The sequence below is a fragment of the Desulfovibrio sp. JC010 genome, assembly GCF_010470675.1.
In the GTDB taxonomy this organism is placed as follows: Bacteria; Desulfobacterota; Desulfovibrionia; order Desulfovibrionales; family Desulfovibrionaceae; genus Maridesulfovibrio.
Genome location: NZ_VOIQ01000001.1, coordinates 130,186 through 146,172 on the forward strand (window position 1 = coordinate 130,186; position 15,987 = coordinate 146,172).

Below are 15,987 nucleotides of genomic sequence, written 5' to 3' on the forward strand. Positions count from 1 at the left end.
CTGCCTTCTTACAGCTCACCTTAGTTCTTCATTCCCAGCAGGGTCTGAAGCATCTGGTCGGCGGTTGTGATCAGCTTTGCCGCAGCAGTATATGAGTGCTGGTACTTGATCAGGTTACTCATTTCTTCATCAATATTCACACCCGACACAGCCTGCTGCTTGTCATTAAGATCGGATGCAAGTGTCGTCTGGAAATTTTTGTTGAACTTGGCGGTTCCGGTATCAGCACCGACAACTGCAACAGTACCGTCATAATATTCAATCAAAGTCTGCTTGGTTGTTCCGTCAAATGAAGTGGTTATTTCCAAATCGGTCATACCCATTTCTTTCATTTTCAGGGCATTGGTATTGTCACCTTCATTGTATTCCCCTGCACCATTGACGTGTCCTGCATTGATAAAATCAATATCCCCGTTGACGGAATTATTCACCCCTATATCCGAGGCATTTGAACCTTCAAAATAGGTATTCAGTCCGAGAGCTGCATACACCCCGGAAGTATCGGTACCCAGCTGGAATTCATGGTTGCCATCAGTCGTGATCTGTAACTTGTGATTTTCAATTGTAGCGGAAACCCCGGTCAGTGCATCGATGGCATCCCGGACATCTTCCAATGTATCAGTGGCCGGATCAAAGCTGATGGTATTGGTAGAATCAAGAGCACCGGTAGTAGAATCGTAAATGTAAAACATGCAATTTCCAGACTGAAGTCTGTCCGCAAAAGGCAACCCGGAAGAACCGCTTCCCAGTGCTACGGTATCGGCTGCTACCGCGTAAGTCCCTTCCATGGAGTTATGGGCCTTGATCCCCGCTCCCTGAGAATGGATACGGTTGGTCTGCCAGATTACTTCCTTGGTCAGGGCGTCCATGCGCTCTTTGTATCTGCCCACAGCGTTGTCGCGAAAGTTGAAAAGCCCCGCAAGCGAACCGCCGGTAAGCCTTCTGGTGTCATCCTGCCCGGCAAAGTTGATCTGCGGGGTGATGTTCTCCTTGGTGGAGGTGTTCTCAACCCAGTACAAAGCACTCTTTGGTACGATGGAAAACTTATCACCAACTGAAATGGGGTTAGCGGGAGTTGCAGTGGAATCAGTCGGAGTACCGAACCAGATTTTCAGGTCACCAACCTGAATAGGCCCGCCATCACCACTGGCGGAAAATTCCTTGATGGTCCCGTCATCATTCTTCAGCCAGGTGGTTCCGCCGTCGAGGGAAACCCTGTATTTGGCTGCAGTGGCACCACCGCTTGTATCCCCGCCAGAGGTACATTCCAGAGTGTATTCAAACTCGCTGGAACCGTCGAAGTAGGCCTTGCCGTCGAAAGTTGAAGACGGGTCCAGATTATTCGTGCTCTGCGGGCCGTCATAGGAAATGCTGAAATGCTTATCGCCGTCCACCAGAGTCTGTCCGGCACCGGTAAGCAGGGTGATGTTGCCCTTACCGTTGTCAATAAACTTGGTATCCATGATCTCGGAAATTTCCCGGATCAGGGTGGACCGTTCATCATAAAGGGCGTTGGGATTGTTCTGGCCGTCAACCTGCTGGGTGTTGATCTGCTGATTGATCTCCGCGATACGGGCCATGATATCGTTGGCCTTGGTCACATCCTGCTTGATGTAATCTTCAACCTGCTGCTGATAGCGGGTCAGGTCGTTTTCCATGGAGTGCAGAGAGTTGACAAGGTTGGTGGTATCGCTGAGCAACTGCTGACGGGAAGCAGCGTCGTTAGGACGCTGGCTGAGATCCTGCCAGTCATTGAAAAATTTGGTCAGGCTGGAGTTGAGCCCATAGCCTTTTGATTCGTTAAAAAGGGATTCAACACTGGTCAAAGAATTGTACAGGTTATCCCAGCGCTCACGCATGGTGGCTTTATCGTTGTAACTGTTCTCCACGAACTGGTCGAAATTGCGATAAATTTCAGCAGCACGTACACCGGTGCCGATCTGGCCCGGATTGTAGTTGATGCTCATCTGCTCTTCGAGACGAACATTGCGGCGGGAGTAACCTTCAGTGTTAACATTCGAAATGTTATCACCGGTTACGGAAATCGCCGACTGCGATGCAAAAAGGGCCCCTGTGCCCAGATTCAGGAGAGAGTTAACACCGGGCATTACAGCCTCCCGTTAATTAATGAAGCCTGAGGCTTGGGATTGAAGTAACGTCCACGCGCGGAATAAACATTCTGTTCCTTGGGTGTAATTTCCTTGTGCAGAAAATCCAGCATGGAAGAAGACTGCTCCAGCAGGGCCTGAGCCAGCTGATGGTTCTTGGTGGCCTGCACACCGCATTTCTGCTCATGCTCATCAATCCTTCCCAGCAGCTTTTCAATATCCTTGCGCTGTCCGTCCTCGATGGCGGGAAGTACCTGTCCCAACCTCTGGGCCGCAGGGTCAATTTTTTGAATGAAGGACTTCAGAGACATACGCTCTGCTGAAATCTGGCGCATAAGCTCCTGAATTACCAGTTCTACTCCGGTAACTCCCTGCGGATCTTTATTCATAAGCAGGGAAAATTCTTCCTGAAGAAGCATAGAAAGCAACAAGACCGCCTTTGACTGCCTGTCAAGATTTGCCTTTATGAGCTTGATCATCTTTCCTCTCCTCCCTACCTAACAGCTTGTTTTTAATGCTTTTTTATATTTTTCTAATATTTCTTAACAAAATCTTATTTATATACCAGCAAGTTTCCTGCCAATTTCTTCAGCAGTTACCCCCTGTACATAAACTTTTGTGTCATGCTTCTGCTCAATGCTGCGTGCAAGCTCTTCAATTTTAGCCATGGCCTCGGTCCTGCTCAGGGGAACCTGCTCCTTGGATTCTGCGGCAGCATTGCGACTCACCTGCCGCTCAACACGCTGCTCAAAAGAGAAATCCTCATCTTCAAGAGAAATTCCCGGTTTGGGCAGAGGGATTCCCGGCAGTCCGTTGGAAGATTTGTTATTGACGGCAGTCAGATGGGCACCGTGCACGGAACCCTGACGACCGACTTCATCCAGAGTCTTGAGCGCAGTGGAATTACCGGTACCCGGCAGGGTGGACTTGCTGGCTTTATCCAGCTTGGAGCGCAGCTGGTCATAAAGCATGTCTCCCAACCCGATACCGCCGCCCTCGGCCAGCTTTTCGGAAAAATCCTTATCAAACATGGCCGTGTACTGCTTTTCATACTTGTTGGACAGATAGCCGCCATCAGGCACGTTCTTACGCATCTGCTGCCAGATCTTGCCCATGAAGACCGCTTCAAACTTCTTGCAGGCATCACGCAAGGCTTTTTCCTGCTCATTCCCGCCGGAAAGACGGTCGTTAAGAGAGGTAAGTTTACGTTTGAACCCCTGCAATTCCCTGCTTTCGGCATTAGCCTGTGCGTTGGCTGCACTCATTGCGTTATCGATCATTTTTGTTTCCTCCAGTTAGTGAACGGTCCCGGCATCAATTCAGTCGGGACCATTGTCTAACCGTTCAAAGCAATTAGTGTACCGAAGCTTAGCAGACCTTTATTTACAAGCATTAAGTAATTCAGCACAATCACATCAACTCAAGACTCTGACCGATTTTTGACCACCCTCCGCAAACGCAAAAAAGCCCGGCAGATGAGTGCCGGGCTTTTCCATATTATTCGGATTTGATTCTGACTAGATCACTTCCAGCTCCGCATGCAGTGCCCCTGCAACCTTCATGGTTCTCAGGATGGAGATGAGGTCACGCGGGGTGGCACCTATGGCATTAAGTCCGTCAACCAACTCCTGCAGGGTGGCACCCTCAACAAGCATCAGCCTGTTGTTGTCTTCTTCAACCTGAAGATCGGTTTCCGGGGTGGCCACTGTCTCAGCACCTTCGGGGGCGAACGGTCCGGGCTGGCTTACGTCGGCACCTTCAGCAATGACCACCTGCAGGTTGCCGTGGGCGATTGCGACCTTGGTAAGGCGTACGTTGCGTCCCAGAACCACTGTTCCGGTCTTTTCGTCAACCACGACCTTGGCCTTGGTGTCCGGTGAAATTTCAATATTTTCAAGGGCGGCCATGAGCGGAACCATGTTGCCCCGGAAATGTTCGGGAATAGCCAGATCAACGGTAGAAGCATCCACCGCATTGGCAAAAGAACCGCCCACAACATTATTGATTCTCTTCACAACCTGCATGGTGGTGCCGAAATCGGAAACACCGAGATTGATGGTAATCTTCTGCTGACGGTTGAAATCAAAAGGAACAGAACGTTCAATGGTGGCACCGGAAGGAATACGGGCCACGGTAACCACGTTCTTGGAGGCTGTGGCCGCTTCGCCGCCTGCGGAAAAACCGCCTACGGTGAGCGCGCCCTGCGCAAGAGCATAAACCTTGCCGTCAATACCTTTCAAAGGAGTCATGAGCAGCACTCCGCCGAACAGGGACTTACTGTCACCGATGGATGAAACAGTTACATCAAGGGGCGCACCGGGTTTGGCGGAGACAGGCATTTTAGCGGTGACCATAACTGCGGCTACGTTCTTGGGCTTGATGGAAGCACGGTCAACCTGAACACCCATTTTTTCCAGCATGTTGATCATGGAGGTGATGGTGAATGCGGAGTTGGTTCCGTCCCCCGTTCCCGAGAGACCGACAACCAGACCGTAGCCGACCAGATCGTTGTCTCGCACGCCGCTGAAAGAGGAAATATCCTTCAGTCTGACCGCTTCCGCGGACTGCGCGCTCATGAGTACGATAAACAGGGGCATCATGGCTGCCGCAAGCCCTGCTGATATTCTGTTCATCCTGTTAGCGAATTTCATTCTTTCCTCCATGTGTGCCTCTGGCAGCCTCGCGGGGCGCCCTGCCGGGGGCCTTAAACCCTTTTGCAAAAGGGTTTAAGAATCCCAAAACCTTTTATTATGGCTTCGCCGTTTGTATTTATAAACTTTTAATAAAACCAGTTCAAACCTTAGAAAGGCCAGACGTTGTCGAGAATTCTGGAAAGCCATCCGGGTCTCTGCTTGTCAGCAAGAATACCGCGCCCGTAGACTTCGATATGCGCATCAGCAAGATAGCTGGATGCCACGGTGTTGCTGGGGCCGATATCGCGCTGACGAAGCAGTCCGCGCACAACCAGCACCTGAGTTTCATCATTGATGCGCACCTGACGCGCACCTTCCACCTGCATCACGTTGCCCGGAAGAACCCGAACCACCCTGCAGGCCACTGAAGCGGTGAGGGTTGACTCGTTTTTGGTCTCACCGGTACTTGAAAATTTGTTTGAAGTTGCTGAACCGATCAGCGGAGTATCTCCGGCACCGCCTTTCATATTAAAAGGATCAACAGCAGTGGCGATACCGGCACTGAATGCTGTCACCGCCAGACTGGTATCGTTTGTTTTCTCTGCCTTGGAGTCAGAGGTGTGCTTGGCTTTGCTGGTCTCGGAAACAGTTACCACAACGATATCACCGATGCGCCGGGCACGGTTGTCATCAAACAGATACTCGGAATCGGTAGCCGCAAAAAGGGAACCGGGATTATTCATGGGTTCCGGCTCGTATTGGGCAGGCGGAGTCATGACCGGCATGGGGGTCGGAGCCTGCTTGGCAGGGGAACACCCCGCGCAAATGGCCGATAAAAGCAGTACTGCCAGCATTGATTTTTTCATTTTATTTATTCCTCCGCTTACTTACTTGACCTGAACTGTCTGGGCATTGACGACTGTCGCAACCACTTTACGCTTACTTTGCAAATTACGGACCGTAATAGTCTGCCCGACTCCGCCGTCTTCAAGGGCTTCCACCGGGACGGTCAGCTTCAAGCTTCTGCTTCTAAATACGAGGGTAACCTTCTCACCCCTTGCGATAACCGGGGCAGGTTCAATGGATGAACGCATGATCGGCTGTCCCGTTCCCACGGGAACCTTAACCCGCCACGGACCGCCCTTTCCGTCCCAGACACGGTTGCCCAGATGGGCCATATTTTTACTCTTCCAGGTGATTAAATCAGGGGTTACCAGCTCTTTGCGGTTAATGGGCCGCACCGGACAGGGCACAGGCTTCCAGAGATCAACAAATACCGACCCGGCAATCTGCCGCAGCACCCGTCCGTCCACACTGACAACTTTCATTTTAATACTGTTGCTACCCGGTCTGAGGGCCCGGGGGATCTGGACCCTCAAACTGTCCATGGAATCTTTAAAAAACAGATGGGCAGGCAGCTTGTAATCTCTGAACTTGTAATCTCCGCCCATGGCTTCTGCCTGAGGGGTCAATACTTTGACAACCGCTCTTTGCAGCTCTTCCTGCGACATTACTTTGCCGCCGGTCTGCATGGTCAGAGTAGACGGGATAATGCAGTTGCGAACCATTTCGCCGAGATAGTGCTGCAGGATGACCCGCAGTTTATTGCGGTTCACCCGAACGGGCTTGCGGCTGCGGGACGGGGCATTCCAGAGCTCAACCGCGGAAAGATCCGCTCTGGTCTGCTCCGGAAGATCGCCGTAAAACTCGGCAATATCACCCAGAGTAACCCTTGGACCGTTGACCACGGCGGCAGACTTGATCTTGATCCGCCAGTCGGTGTTCTGCTTGGAAGCCGAAGCCGGAGCAGCCACGAAAGCAGCCATTCCCGCAGCAACCAGAAGCAGCAAAGCCACTCTACGAATCGTATAAATAAAATCTGCCTTAGTCATGATAAACCGTCCTTACTGCTTAAGACTACTCCCCAACTAGGGAGTGCAGAGGAGCTTAGCCCCTTTGCCCGCCGGAGGCGAAATCACTTGTCAAAAGCGCGTCAGCGCATCAATTATCTCTTAACGTTAATAGCGGTCTGGAGCATGGAGTCGGAAGTGGTGATGGCTTTGGAGTTGGTCTCGTAAGCCCTCTGCCCGACGATGAGTCCGACCATTTCGTCAACCAGTTCGACGTTGGAGCCTTCAAGGTAACCCTGTGCAAGGGTACCGAAGTTATCTTCACCCGGTGTACCCTGAATGGCTGCACCGGAAGCTTCGGTTTCAACGTAGAGGTTCTTACCAACTGCGTTCAGACCGGCTTCGTTGATGAAGTCGTAAATGGTAATGTCCGCACTGGAAAGCTCGGTTCCATTCTTGTCAAGGGCTGCAATGTGTCCGTCTTCAGAGACAACCACGTTCACCGCTTCCGCAGGAACAGTGAATTCAGGCTGCAAGGGATAGCCGTTAGAGGTTACCAGACGCCCGTCACTGTCGAGCTTGAAAGCCCCGGCACGGGTGTAGGCGTCTTCACCGTTACGGTCTATGAGAAAGAACCCGTTACCTTCGATAGCGACATCCAGCGGGTTCCCGGTGCTTTCAAAAGATCCCTGACTAAAGAATTTGTGAATGCTGACCTCTTTTACACCCATACCGATCTGCATACCTGTGGGCAGCCTGTTGCCGCCTTCGGTTTCAGAACCGGCAATTCTCATGGTCTGGTACATGAGGTCTTCAAATTCGACCCTGCTTTTTTTGAACCCCTGAGTGTTCACGTTGGCAAGGTTGTTGGAAAGAACATCGATGTGAGTCTGCTGGGCAACCATCCCTGTGGCCGCGGTCCAGAGTGAACGCATCATAATTATATCCCCCTGAGTTATAAATTACATAGTACGACCGACCTTCTCAATGACCTTCTGGTCAAGCGTGTCGGTGGTGGTAATCATTTTCTGGTACATTTCAAAAGTGCGCTGACATTCGATCATGGAAACCATTTCATTGACGACCTGCACGTTGGACTTTTCAATGTAGCCCTGCGCGATTTCGCCTTCTGCGGGAATTTCCCCGCCTTCATTGATGAAAAGGTTCTCACCGTCTTTTTTGAGGGCCCGGGTATCTGCGGGCTGCACAAAATCCAGCCGGCCCACTTCCTGACCGTCGGCGTAAATGACGCCTTCGCCGTCAACGGTTACGGTGGATCGGGGCGGAAGGTTCACCTCTCCGCCATTGGCCATGACCGGATAGCCCTGTTCGGTAATAAGGGTCCCTTCAGGAGAAAGTGTGAACACACCGTTTCTGGTGAGGTACTGTCCGCCGTCCTTCTGGACTTTGAAAAATCCGTCACCGCGGATAGCAAGATCAAGAGGGTTTCCGGTTTTCTGGAAAGACCCCTGCGACATGTCGATAACTTCTTCGGAAAGTCTGGGACGGGCCATGATTTTTGCTTCGGGGAGCAGATCCTTGTCCCTGAGATAGGGTTTGGCATCGGCCACATAGTCGTGGGCGAATCTTACAAACGTGTCCTGAAACGCGCAGTTGTCACGTTTGTAGCCGGTAGTATTGACGTTCGCCAAATTATTGGCGCTGATATCAATCCGGTGTTCGTTGGACATGGCCCCGAAGAGGGCACTGAAAATACTGGATCGCATGTCTTTTTCTCCTGAAAGAGGATTTACTTCGCATCAGTTGTTGAGTCGTTACTTGCAAAGTACAGGCCAAAAAGACAACAGCATAAAAAAATCCCGACCAAGCAAATACTTGGCCGGGATATATTCAATTCTGGCAGATGATTATCAGGCGGAACAGTAAACAATCCCCCCCACCCGCATTTCGGGAACTACTCCCTGTGTTGCGTCAGGAGTCATAAAACCCATGGTGGCGTCGGAGACCTCAAAAGCAACAGTGGCATCAACGCTGCGCACACCCTGCGTAGCCGGCAGTGTGTCCACATGCCCTGCCGGACCGGGAACGGTAGCCCCGGCCGGACCTGCGGTAACATGACCTGCAGGACCTGCGGTGACATGACCAGCGGGACCTGCGACTATATTATCAGTAAGTACCGGCATTTTTTTATCCTGTTTTAATGTGTTCCGTATAACTTAATGATAAATCCGGAACGTGATAAGTCAAATCTACCTGCATGAACAGATAAAGTCAAAGAGTGTCGGGCTTGCGGGTGTTATAATATAATGATACTAATCAATCGACCTGCAACTGGGGATTCCCCGCTATTTTCCGCTCCCTGCCCCAACACTCATTCAGTACTTGACATTGATCCGGGTTATGCCTAAGTTGCTGAACTCGGTGCGGGTGTAACTCAGTGTTCCCAACGGGTATGCATCTTGACTTTTGAAGTTTCAGGCAAACCTCATACACACGCATCGGCCTCAATTTTATAACCTTTCGTTGGGTTAAGATGCTGAGGTGGGCCTTTTTCAGGTCCACTTTTTTTTGTTTTATCAGCCTGAAAATCATATACACGGGGTAAGTCGTGGAACAGGGCTCATTAGCCAAAAAAGTAAGCCAGTTCGTGGAGCCGTCCATTGAATCAATGGGGCTGACCCTCTGGGGTGTGGAAGTCACTTCCGCAAATCGCCCTGCTGTCATCATTTATATTGACAGTGAAAAAGGCGTAAGCATCGACCAGTGCGCAGAAGTAAGCAGAGACATAGGTCTCATGCTTGAGGTTGAGGAAATCATCGACAGCGCATACGTCCTTGAAGTCTCCTCCCCCGGGCTGGAAAGAAAATTTTTCACTCCGGAGCAGATGTCCGCATACATCGGTAAAAAAGTGGACGTCGCCCTCGTATTTTCCATTGAAGGCCGCAAGAAATTCAAAGGCCTTCTTCAGGAAACCGACGAGGAAGGGCTCCTGCTCAAGCTCGAAGATCAGGAAGATCCCATCAAAATAGAATGGGACAGAATAAAGAAAGCAAAACTCATCCACGAGTTTAAATAAAAATTAATTAGGCAGTCATTCGGCACTCCGGCACCACCCATGTGTCAGTAAATTGAGCCGAAGCGGAGGAGCGATATGGGTTCTGAACTCAAAAAGGCGATTGACCAGATCAGCAAGGACCGTGGGATCGACAGAGACCTGCTCATCGATACCCTTGAAGAAGCGGTACGTTCTTCTGTGGCCCGCAAATACGGCGACGCCATGGATATCGAGGTCAACTTCAATGAAGAAGCCGGTGAAATCGAAGTCTACCAGTTCAAGGTAGTTGCAGAAGAAGTTGAAGACGAAATCAGCGAAATCACCCTTGAGGAAGCAAAAGAACACGATCCCAACGTCCAGATCGACGATGAAATGGGCTTCAAGCTCAAAGTCGAAGACCTCGGCAGGATCGCCGCCCAGTCCGCCAAGCAGGTCATCATCCAGCGCATGCGCGATGCGGAACAGGAAATCATCTACGATGAATTCAAGAACCGCATGCACGAAATCGTCAGCGGCATCATCCAGCGCCGCGACCGTACAGGCTGGATCATCAACCTCGGCCGCACCGAAGCAGTTCTGCCCAAGAATGAGCAGATTCCCCGCGAAAGATACAAACGCGGTGACCGCGTCCAGTCTTTCATCATTGATGTGCAGAAAGAATCCCGCGGTCCCCAGATCGTGGTTTCCCGCTCACACCCGGACTACATGAGCGCACTTTTCAAAAGGGAAGTCCCCGAAGTGGACGACGCCACTGTTAAAATCATGGGTGTTGCCCGTGATCCGGGCCTGCGTGCCAAAGTGGCTGTGAACTCCCTTGACCGTGATGTTGACCCTGTTGGCGCATGTGTCGGTATTCGCGGTTCCCGCATCCAGAACATTGTTCAGGAACTTCGCGGCGAACGCATCGACATCGTCGTCTGGAGTCAGGATATCGCTAAATACGCCCAGAACGCCCTCTCCCCTGCGGTGATCACCAGAATCGCAGTAGATGAAGAGGAAAAGACCCTTGAAGTCGTGGTTCCCGATGATCAGCTCACCGTTGCCATCGGCCGCAAAGGACAGAACGTAAAGCTGGCTTCAAGACTGCTGGGCTGGAAAATCGACGTCTTCACTGAAAGCCGCTACGGCGAAATGAACGCCGCCAGCAAGGGCCTTGACCAGTTGGCCAGCGTTGCTGAAATTCCGGTAGACAATTTCCTCTCCGCAGGATTTGAAACCGTCAGCCAGGTCGCCAATGCTTCTGAGGAAATCCTCATGTCCATTTCCGGCATGACTTCCTCCAAAGTATCCGACATGAAGTCCGCGATCATGCTGCTGGGCATAGGTGATGCTGAAGAGGATGCAGTTGAAGAAGAAGTTGCAGAAACAGTTGAAACCGATGCTCCCGTTGAAGCGGAAGAGCAGGTTGCGGATGAAACCGCTGAAGACGCAACAGACGAAGAAGCAGAAAAAGCTTCTGACGAAGAATAATACACTCCGGGGGAAACCCCGGAGTCTCAATAAAGGCTATTGTATTTGACCGGAAAGGACAGCACAGAAAAACATGTACCCACAAGGTCATGTGTCATTTGCAGGCAGCGTTTTGCCAAGGAAGAACTGTCCAGGTTCGTTGTGGGCAAGGGGGCTTCCGACAGCGGACTTATTCCGGATGAGAAAAAGGCAATGCAGGGTCGTGGATATTATGTCTGCGGCAACGAAAAGTGCCTTGAAAGATTTAAATTTTTTCGGCCACGGAAGAAGAACTTCAGGGGGTAGTACCATATGGCTTCAAAAATCAAAGTAAAGGAATTGGCCGCCGAGCTCGGGGTCAATGCCAAAGACATCCTTCAAAAGCTCCGCGAACACGGCGTGCAGGCGAAAAGCACTGTAGCCGCCATTGAAGCGGAAGAGGCAGATGCCGTCCGCAAGGAACTTTCCGGCAAGTCCGGCAAAGTGGAACAGCGCGAGGTTCAGCCCGGCGTTATCGTTCGCCGTCGTAAAGGCGGACGCAAAAAAGCGAAAGAAGAAGCGGAAGCAAAAGAAGCTCCCGTAAAAGAAGAGAAGCAGGAAACCCCTGCTGAAGAAAAACAGGAAGCTCCTAAAGAAAAGGCTCCTGAAAAGAAAAAGCCCGCCAAGAAGGCTCCCGCCAAAAGCGAGAAGCCCAAGGTAAAAATTATCAAGCCTGAAGAACTGGAAAAGAAAGAAGAAGCCCCCGCAAGCGAAGAACCCGCAGCTCCCGAAGCGGAAACGCCCCCCGCCGCCAAGGTAGCTAAAGAGAAAGAAGCCGTGAAGGAAGCTCCTGCTGAAGAAAAACAGGACACTCCCAAGGAAGAGGCTCCTGAAGCACCCAAGGCCGAAGCCAAAGCAAAAGCTGAGAAAAAGCCTGCGGCAGAAGGCGAAAAAGCCAAAGAGGCTGAGCCCAAGAAGAAAAAGCGCAAGAAGAAAAAAGAAGTAGAAGCGCCCAAAGTAAAAATTATTTCCAGACCTGATCCCAACCTTCAGGCTGCACAGCGTGCTGCAGAAGGTCCGGGCGGAGCAAGACGTCGTCCCGGCGGCGACGGACCTTCCGATGACCGTCGCGGTGGAAGACCCGGCGGTGGTCGTCCCGGTGGAGGCCGTCCCGGCGGCGGTAGACCCGGTGGTGGTCGTCCCGGCGGTCCCGGTGGTGGTCGTCCCGGTGGTCCCGGCGGCGGAAGGCCCGGTGGCGGCGGTGGAAGACCAGTTCCCGGTGCACCGGCTCCCGGCAATGATCAGAGCAAGAAGAAGAAATTCAAGAAAGACAAGCGCGTTGTCGAATTCGGTAAGGATTACCGCAAAAACGACAGCGAAAGAGAACTTGAAAGCAAGTTTCGCGGCAAGAAAAAAGGCAAGAAAGGCAGGAACCGCGTTGAGCAGACTCCTGTTGTTCAGAAGCCCCTCAAGGCCGCCAAACGTAAAATCAAGTTCAACGAGGCCATCCGTCTTTCCGACATGGCCCACCAGATGGGACTCAAAGCTCAGGAACTCATCAAGACCCTTTTCGGTCTCGGTGTAATGGCAACTATCAACCAGTCTCTGGATCTTGATACAACCACCCTGCTTGCTGCAGAGTTCGAATACGAAGTAGAAAACGTATCCTACTCCGAAGAAGAGCTGCTTGTACCTACCAGCGAAGCGGATAAGGAAGAGCACCTGAAACCCCGTCCGCCCATCGTGACCATCATGGGTCACGTTGACCACGGTAAAACATCCCTGCTGGATGCCATCCGCCACAGTGCGGTTACCGACGGCGAGGCAGGCGGCATCACCCAGCATATCGGTGCGTACCACGTTTCCACCGACCGCGGCGAAATCGTTTTCCTCGATACTCCCGGTCACGAAGCGTTTACCACCATGCGTATGCGCGGAGCACAGGTTACCGATATTGTTATCCTCGTAGTAGCTGCGGATGACGGCGTCATGGATCAGACCCGTGAAGCTATCTCCCACTCCAAAGCTGCAGGCGTACCCATCGTTGTTGCTGTCAACAAGATGGATAAGGAAGGAGCCAACCCCGAACGCGTACAGCGTGAACTGGCTGACTTCGACCTCGTTCCCGAAGACTGGGGCGGCGACACCATGTTCGTTCCCGTATCTGCTAAAATGGGTACCGGTCTGGACAACCTGCTCGAGATGGTTCAGCTGCAGGCTGAAGTTCTCGAACTCAAGGCCAACCCGGACAAGGGCGCACGCGGTAACATCGTTGAAGCCAAGCTCGACAAGGGCCGTGGTCCCGTGGGTACTGTCCTCATTCAGGAAGGTACCATCAATCAGGGCGATCCCTTTGTCTGCGGTCTCTACCACGGTCGTGTACGTGCCATGTTCGATGACCGCGGTCGCAAGATCAAATCCGCAGGTCCGGCATTCCCGGTCGAGATTCAGGGTTTTGACGGCATCCCCGAAGCTGGTGACGAGTTTATCTGCGTAGCTGACGACAAAGTGGCCCGCCGCATTGCTCAGGAACGTAAGCTCAAACACCGTGAACGCGAACTGGCAGGTAAATCCAAGGTTACCCTTGAATCCTTCCTCGCTTCCAAGCCGAATCAGGAAGTGCAGACCCTCAACGTTGTGCTCAAGGCTGACGTACAGGGTTCACTTGAAGCGATCAACGAAGCCCTTGCCAAGCTGGCTACCGAAGAGATCAAGGTTGAAGTCATCCACGGCGGTGCCGGTGCGATCACTGAATCCGACATCCTGCTGGCTTCCGCTTCACAGGCGATTATCATCGGCTTCAACGTAAGACCGACTGTGAAGATCAAGGAAATCGCAGAGCGCGAAGAAGTGGAAATCCGCTTCTACGACATCATCTACAAGCTGGTCGGAGAAATCAAAGACGCCATGGGCGGCATGCTCTCCCCGGATATCAAGGAAGAGTACCTCGGTCAGGCAGAAGTCAAGCAGACCTTCTCCGTACCCAAAGTCGGTGTTATCGCCGGTTGTTACGTGGTCGATGGCAAGCTGACCAGACATGCTCAGGTTCGTCTGCTGCGTGACGGCGTAGTTATCTACACCGGAACCCTGACTTCCCTGAAACGCTTCAAAGATGACGCCAAGGAAGTGGCCAAAGGCTACGAATGCGGTGTCGGTCTTGAGAAGTTCAACGACATCAAGGAAGGCGACTTCATCGAAGCCTTCGAGGTCGTGGAAGTAGCAAGAACACTCGAATAAGATAAAAAACATCAGAGACGGAAGCACTGCTTCCGTCTCTGATTTAAAATTAGATATGATCATCGGCGTACTCTCACTGGAATTCAGACTGCACGGAAACAGATCACTCAAGGGGAAACGCAAAATATCCCTCAGCCTGAAGCAGAAGCTTCGAAACAAGTTCAACCTCTCTGTATCCGAAGTTGAAGCAATGGACTCTCACGAAAGGCTGGTACTCGCCGCAGTGACTGTCGCCAATGAAACCCGCAAGGTGGAAAGCAGGCTATCCAAGGCTCTAGCCATGATTGAAGCCATGGCCCCGGCCGAGCTTATCCACTGCGAAACAGAAATTTTCAGTTCCTGATCTTTATGATCAGGAATATTTTTTTAGAGGATATACAAAATGAAAACTTCTACATCACGCCGCTCTGTAAAAATGGGCGACCAAATCATGCGCGAAATCGCCACCATGCTCATTGAAGAGATCGGTGACCCGCGTCTGGAGATGGTTTCCATCAGCGGAGTGCGTATGAATAAAGATAATAAAATCGCCGAGGTGATGTTCACCATGGCCGGGGACAAGGACAAGATTGCCGCTGCTGTAAAGGCACTGGACAAAGCCAAAGGCTTCATGCGTTCCAAGCTCAGCAAACGTATTCGCACCCGCCAGATTCCCGAACTCAGGTTCGTGCACGACAACTTCCTCGAGGAGATGGTTTATGGAAGCTCGACTGAAAGAGATATGTCGGATTCTTAAAGAAGAAGACGACTTTCTCGTAGCAGCGCACTTCAATCCGGACGGGGATGCCCTGGGTTCCACCGCTGCCATGGGATACATTCTTGAAAAGCTTGGAAAACGCTACAGGTTATACAACCAGAGCGGCATGCCCGAAGCCATGGAATGGTTCGAGACTCCCGCACCTATTCTGACCGAAATCCCTAAAGGGTTCGAGGGCTGGTACATCATCCTTGATTGCGGTGATGCGCCGCGCATGGGCGAAACGCTCATGAACGCCATGGACCCGGAAAAATCCATCAATATCGACCACCACATGGGCAACTCCGGCTTTGCCGCCGTGAACTGGGTGGATACCAACCGCCCGGCAGTAGGTGAAATGGTCACCCTCATTGCCCGCGAACTGAAAATTTCCCTTTCCGGCAGGCTGGGCGAGTCCATTTACCTGTCCATTGCCACGGATACCGGTTTTTTCACCTACAACAACACCAAGCCCGAGACCCTTGAAATCATCGCGGACATCATCCGCTACGGTCTCGATCTCGGTGAGTTTGTACCCAAAATCCGCAACCAGTGGACCATGAAACGCATCAATCTCTGGGCCACCGCGCTGGGCAAGATTGAAATGCACCATGACGGACAGACCGCCATGCTCTTCATCCCGCAGGAAATGCTCGATGAAGCAGGTGCAGCAGGTTCGGACTGCGAAGGACTGGTCAGTTTTATCCTGCGCATCAAGGGCGTACGCGTGGCAGTGCTCATCCGCGAGGACAGCCCCATGCGCTACAAGTTCAGCCTGCGTTCCCAGTCCCGCGACAACGTACAGGTTGTAGCCTCCCTCTTCGGAGGCGGCGGTCACAAGAACGCTTCCGGCGGCTTGATTGAGAATGCACCGGAAACCGTCCGCGAAAGACTTATCACAGCAATTGGCGATAAGGTCATGAATTAAATTTCACTCAGGCGAAGCCTCGATAAAAGGTTTTGGGATTCTTAAACCCTT

16 protein-coding genes are annotated in these 15,987 nt (G+C 51.9%); 7 read left to right on the top strand and 9 right to left on the bottom strand.

Annotated features, from left to right (window positions below; all coding sequences use genetic code 11):
• Positions 1-20 precede the first annotated feature (20 nt).
• The 9 genes from flgK to FMR86_RS00675 all read right to left on the bottom strand — a co-directional run bounded on the left by flgK (position 21) and on the right by FMR86_RS00675 (position 8,735).
• The gene (flgK, locus tag FMR86_RS00635; RefSeq protein WP_163349138.1) at positions 21-2,108 is read right to left on the bottom strand and encodes a flagellar hook-associated protein FlgK; all 2,088 of its coding nucleotides are present in this window, start codon (positions 2,106-2,108) and stop codon (positions 21-23) included.
• On the bottom strand, positions 2,108-2,587 hold the full coding sequence (gene flgN, locus FMR86_RS00640; protein ID WP_163349139.1) for a flagellar export chaperone FlgN: 480 nt from the start codon (positions 2,585-2,587) through the stop codon (positions 2,108-2,110). Before flgN ends, flgK begins: the two co-directional genes overlap by 1 nt.
• A gap of 78 nt (positions 2,588-2,665) precedes the next feature.
• On the bottom strand, positions 2,666-3,388 hold the full coding sequence (locus FMR86_RS00645) for a rod-binding protein (protein ID WP_163349140.1): 723 nt from the start codon (positions 3,386-3,388) through the stop codon (positions 2,666-2,668).
• Positions 3,389-3,625: 237 nt separating this feature from the next.
• Entirely contained in the window at positions 3,626-4,759 is a 1,134-nt protein-coding gene (locus tag FMR86_RS00650) for a flagellar basal body P-ring protein FlgI (protein ID WP_203544740.1), read from the bottom strand.
• 149 nt (positions 4,760-4,908) lie between these two features.
• Positions 4,909-5,607: a flagellar basal body L-ring protein FlgH gene (locus FMR86_RS00655; RefSeq protein ID WP_163349141.1), complete on the bottom strand. Its 699-nt coding sequence runs from the start codon at positions 5,605-5,607 to the stop codon at positions 4,909-4,911.
• Positions 5,608-5,628: 21 nt separating this feature from the next.
• Positions 5,629-6,633 (bottom strand): flagellar basal body P-ring formation chaperone FlgA, encoded by a 1,005-nt coding sequence (gene flgA / locus FMR86_RS00660; RefSeq protein ID WP_163349142.1) that lies wholly within the window; start codon positions 6,631-6,633, stop codon positions 5,629-5,631.
• Between the two features lie 113 nt (positions 6,634-6,746).
• Positions 6,747-7,529, bottom strand: coding sequence for a flagellar basal-body rod protein FlgG (flgG, locus tag FMR86_RS00665; protein WP_163349143.1), 783 nt, complete (start codon positions 7,527-7,529; stop codon positions 6,747-6,749).
• A 24-nt stretch (positions 7,530-7,553) separates the two neighbouring features.
• Positions 7,554-8,318 (bottom strand): flagellar basal-body rod protein FlgF, encoded by a 765-nt coding sequence (gene flgF, locus FMR86_RS00670; RefSeq protein ID WP_163349144.1) that lies wholly within the window; start codon positions 8,316-8,318, stop codon positions 7,554-7,556.
• Between the two features lie 144 nt (positions 8,319-8,462).
• A complete protein-coding gene (locus tag FMR86_RS00675; RefSeq protein ID WP_163349145.1) occupies positions 8,463-8,735 on the bottom strand; it encodes a hypothetical protein in 273 nt (90 codons plus the stop codon).
• Between the two features lie 425 nt (positions 8,736-9,160).
• On the opposite strand from FMR86_RS00675, the gene rimP reads away from it, so the two are divergent.
• The 7 genes from rimP to FMR86_RS00710 all read left to right on the top strand — a co-directional run bounded on the left by rimP (position 9,161) and on the right by FMR86_RS00710 (position 15,936).
• Complete coding sequence (rimP, locus tag FMR86_RS20790; protein WP_163349146.1) at positions 9,161-9,628, top strand: ribosome maturation factor RimP; 468 nt, start codon at positions 9,161-9,163, stop codon at positions 9,626-9,628.
• 75 nt (positions 9,629-9,703) lie between these two features.
• Positions 9,704-11,077 (top strand): transcription termination factor NusA, encoded by a 1,374-nt coding sequence (gene nusA / locus FMR86_RS00685; protein ID WP_163349147.1) that lies wholly within the window; start codon positions 9,704-9,706, stop codon positions 11,075-11,077.
• A gap of 45 nt (positions 11,078-11,122) precedes the next feature.
• On the top strand, positions 11,123-11,362 hold the full coding sequence (locus tag FMR86_RS00690) for a YlxR family protein (protein ID WP_163349447.1): 240 nt from the start codon (positions 11,123-11,125) through the stop codon (positions 11,360-11,362).
• A 6-nt stretch (positions 11,363-11,368) separates the two neighbouring features.
• Positions 11,369-14,272: a translation initiation factor IF-2 gene (gene infB / locus FMR86_RS00695; protein WP_163349148.1), complete on the top strand. Its 2,904-nt coding sequence runs from the start codon at positions 11,369-11,371 to the stop codon at positions 14,270-14,272.
• A gap of 55 nt (positions 14,273-14,327) precedes the next feature.
• Positions 14,328-14,615, top strand: a complete 288-nt coding sequence (locus tag FMR86_RS00700; protein WP_163349149.1) for a DUF503 domain-containing protein — start codon at positions 14,328-14,330, stop codon at positions 14,613-14,615.
• Positions 14,616-14,654: 39 nt separating this feature from the next.
• On the top strand, positions 14,655-15,008 hold the full coding sequence (gene rbfA / locus FMR86_RS00705; RefSeq protein WP_163349150.1) for a 30S ribosome-binding factor RbfA: 354 nt from the start codon (positions 14,655-14,657) through the stop codon (positions 15,006-15,008).
• Positions 14,971-15,936: a bifunctional oligoribonuclease/PAP phosphatase NrnA gene (locus FMR86_RS00710; RefSeq protein WP_163349151.1), complete on the top strand. Its 966-nt coding sequence runs from the start codon at positions 14,971-14,973 to the stop codon at positions 15,934-15,936. Before rbfA ends, FMR86_RS00710 begins: the two co-directional genes overlap by 38 nt.
• Positions 15,937-15,987 lie beyond the last annotated feature (51 nt).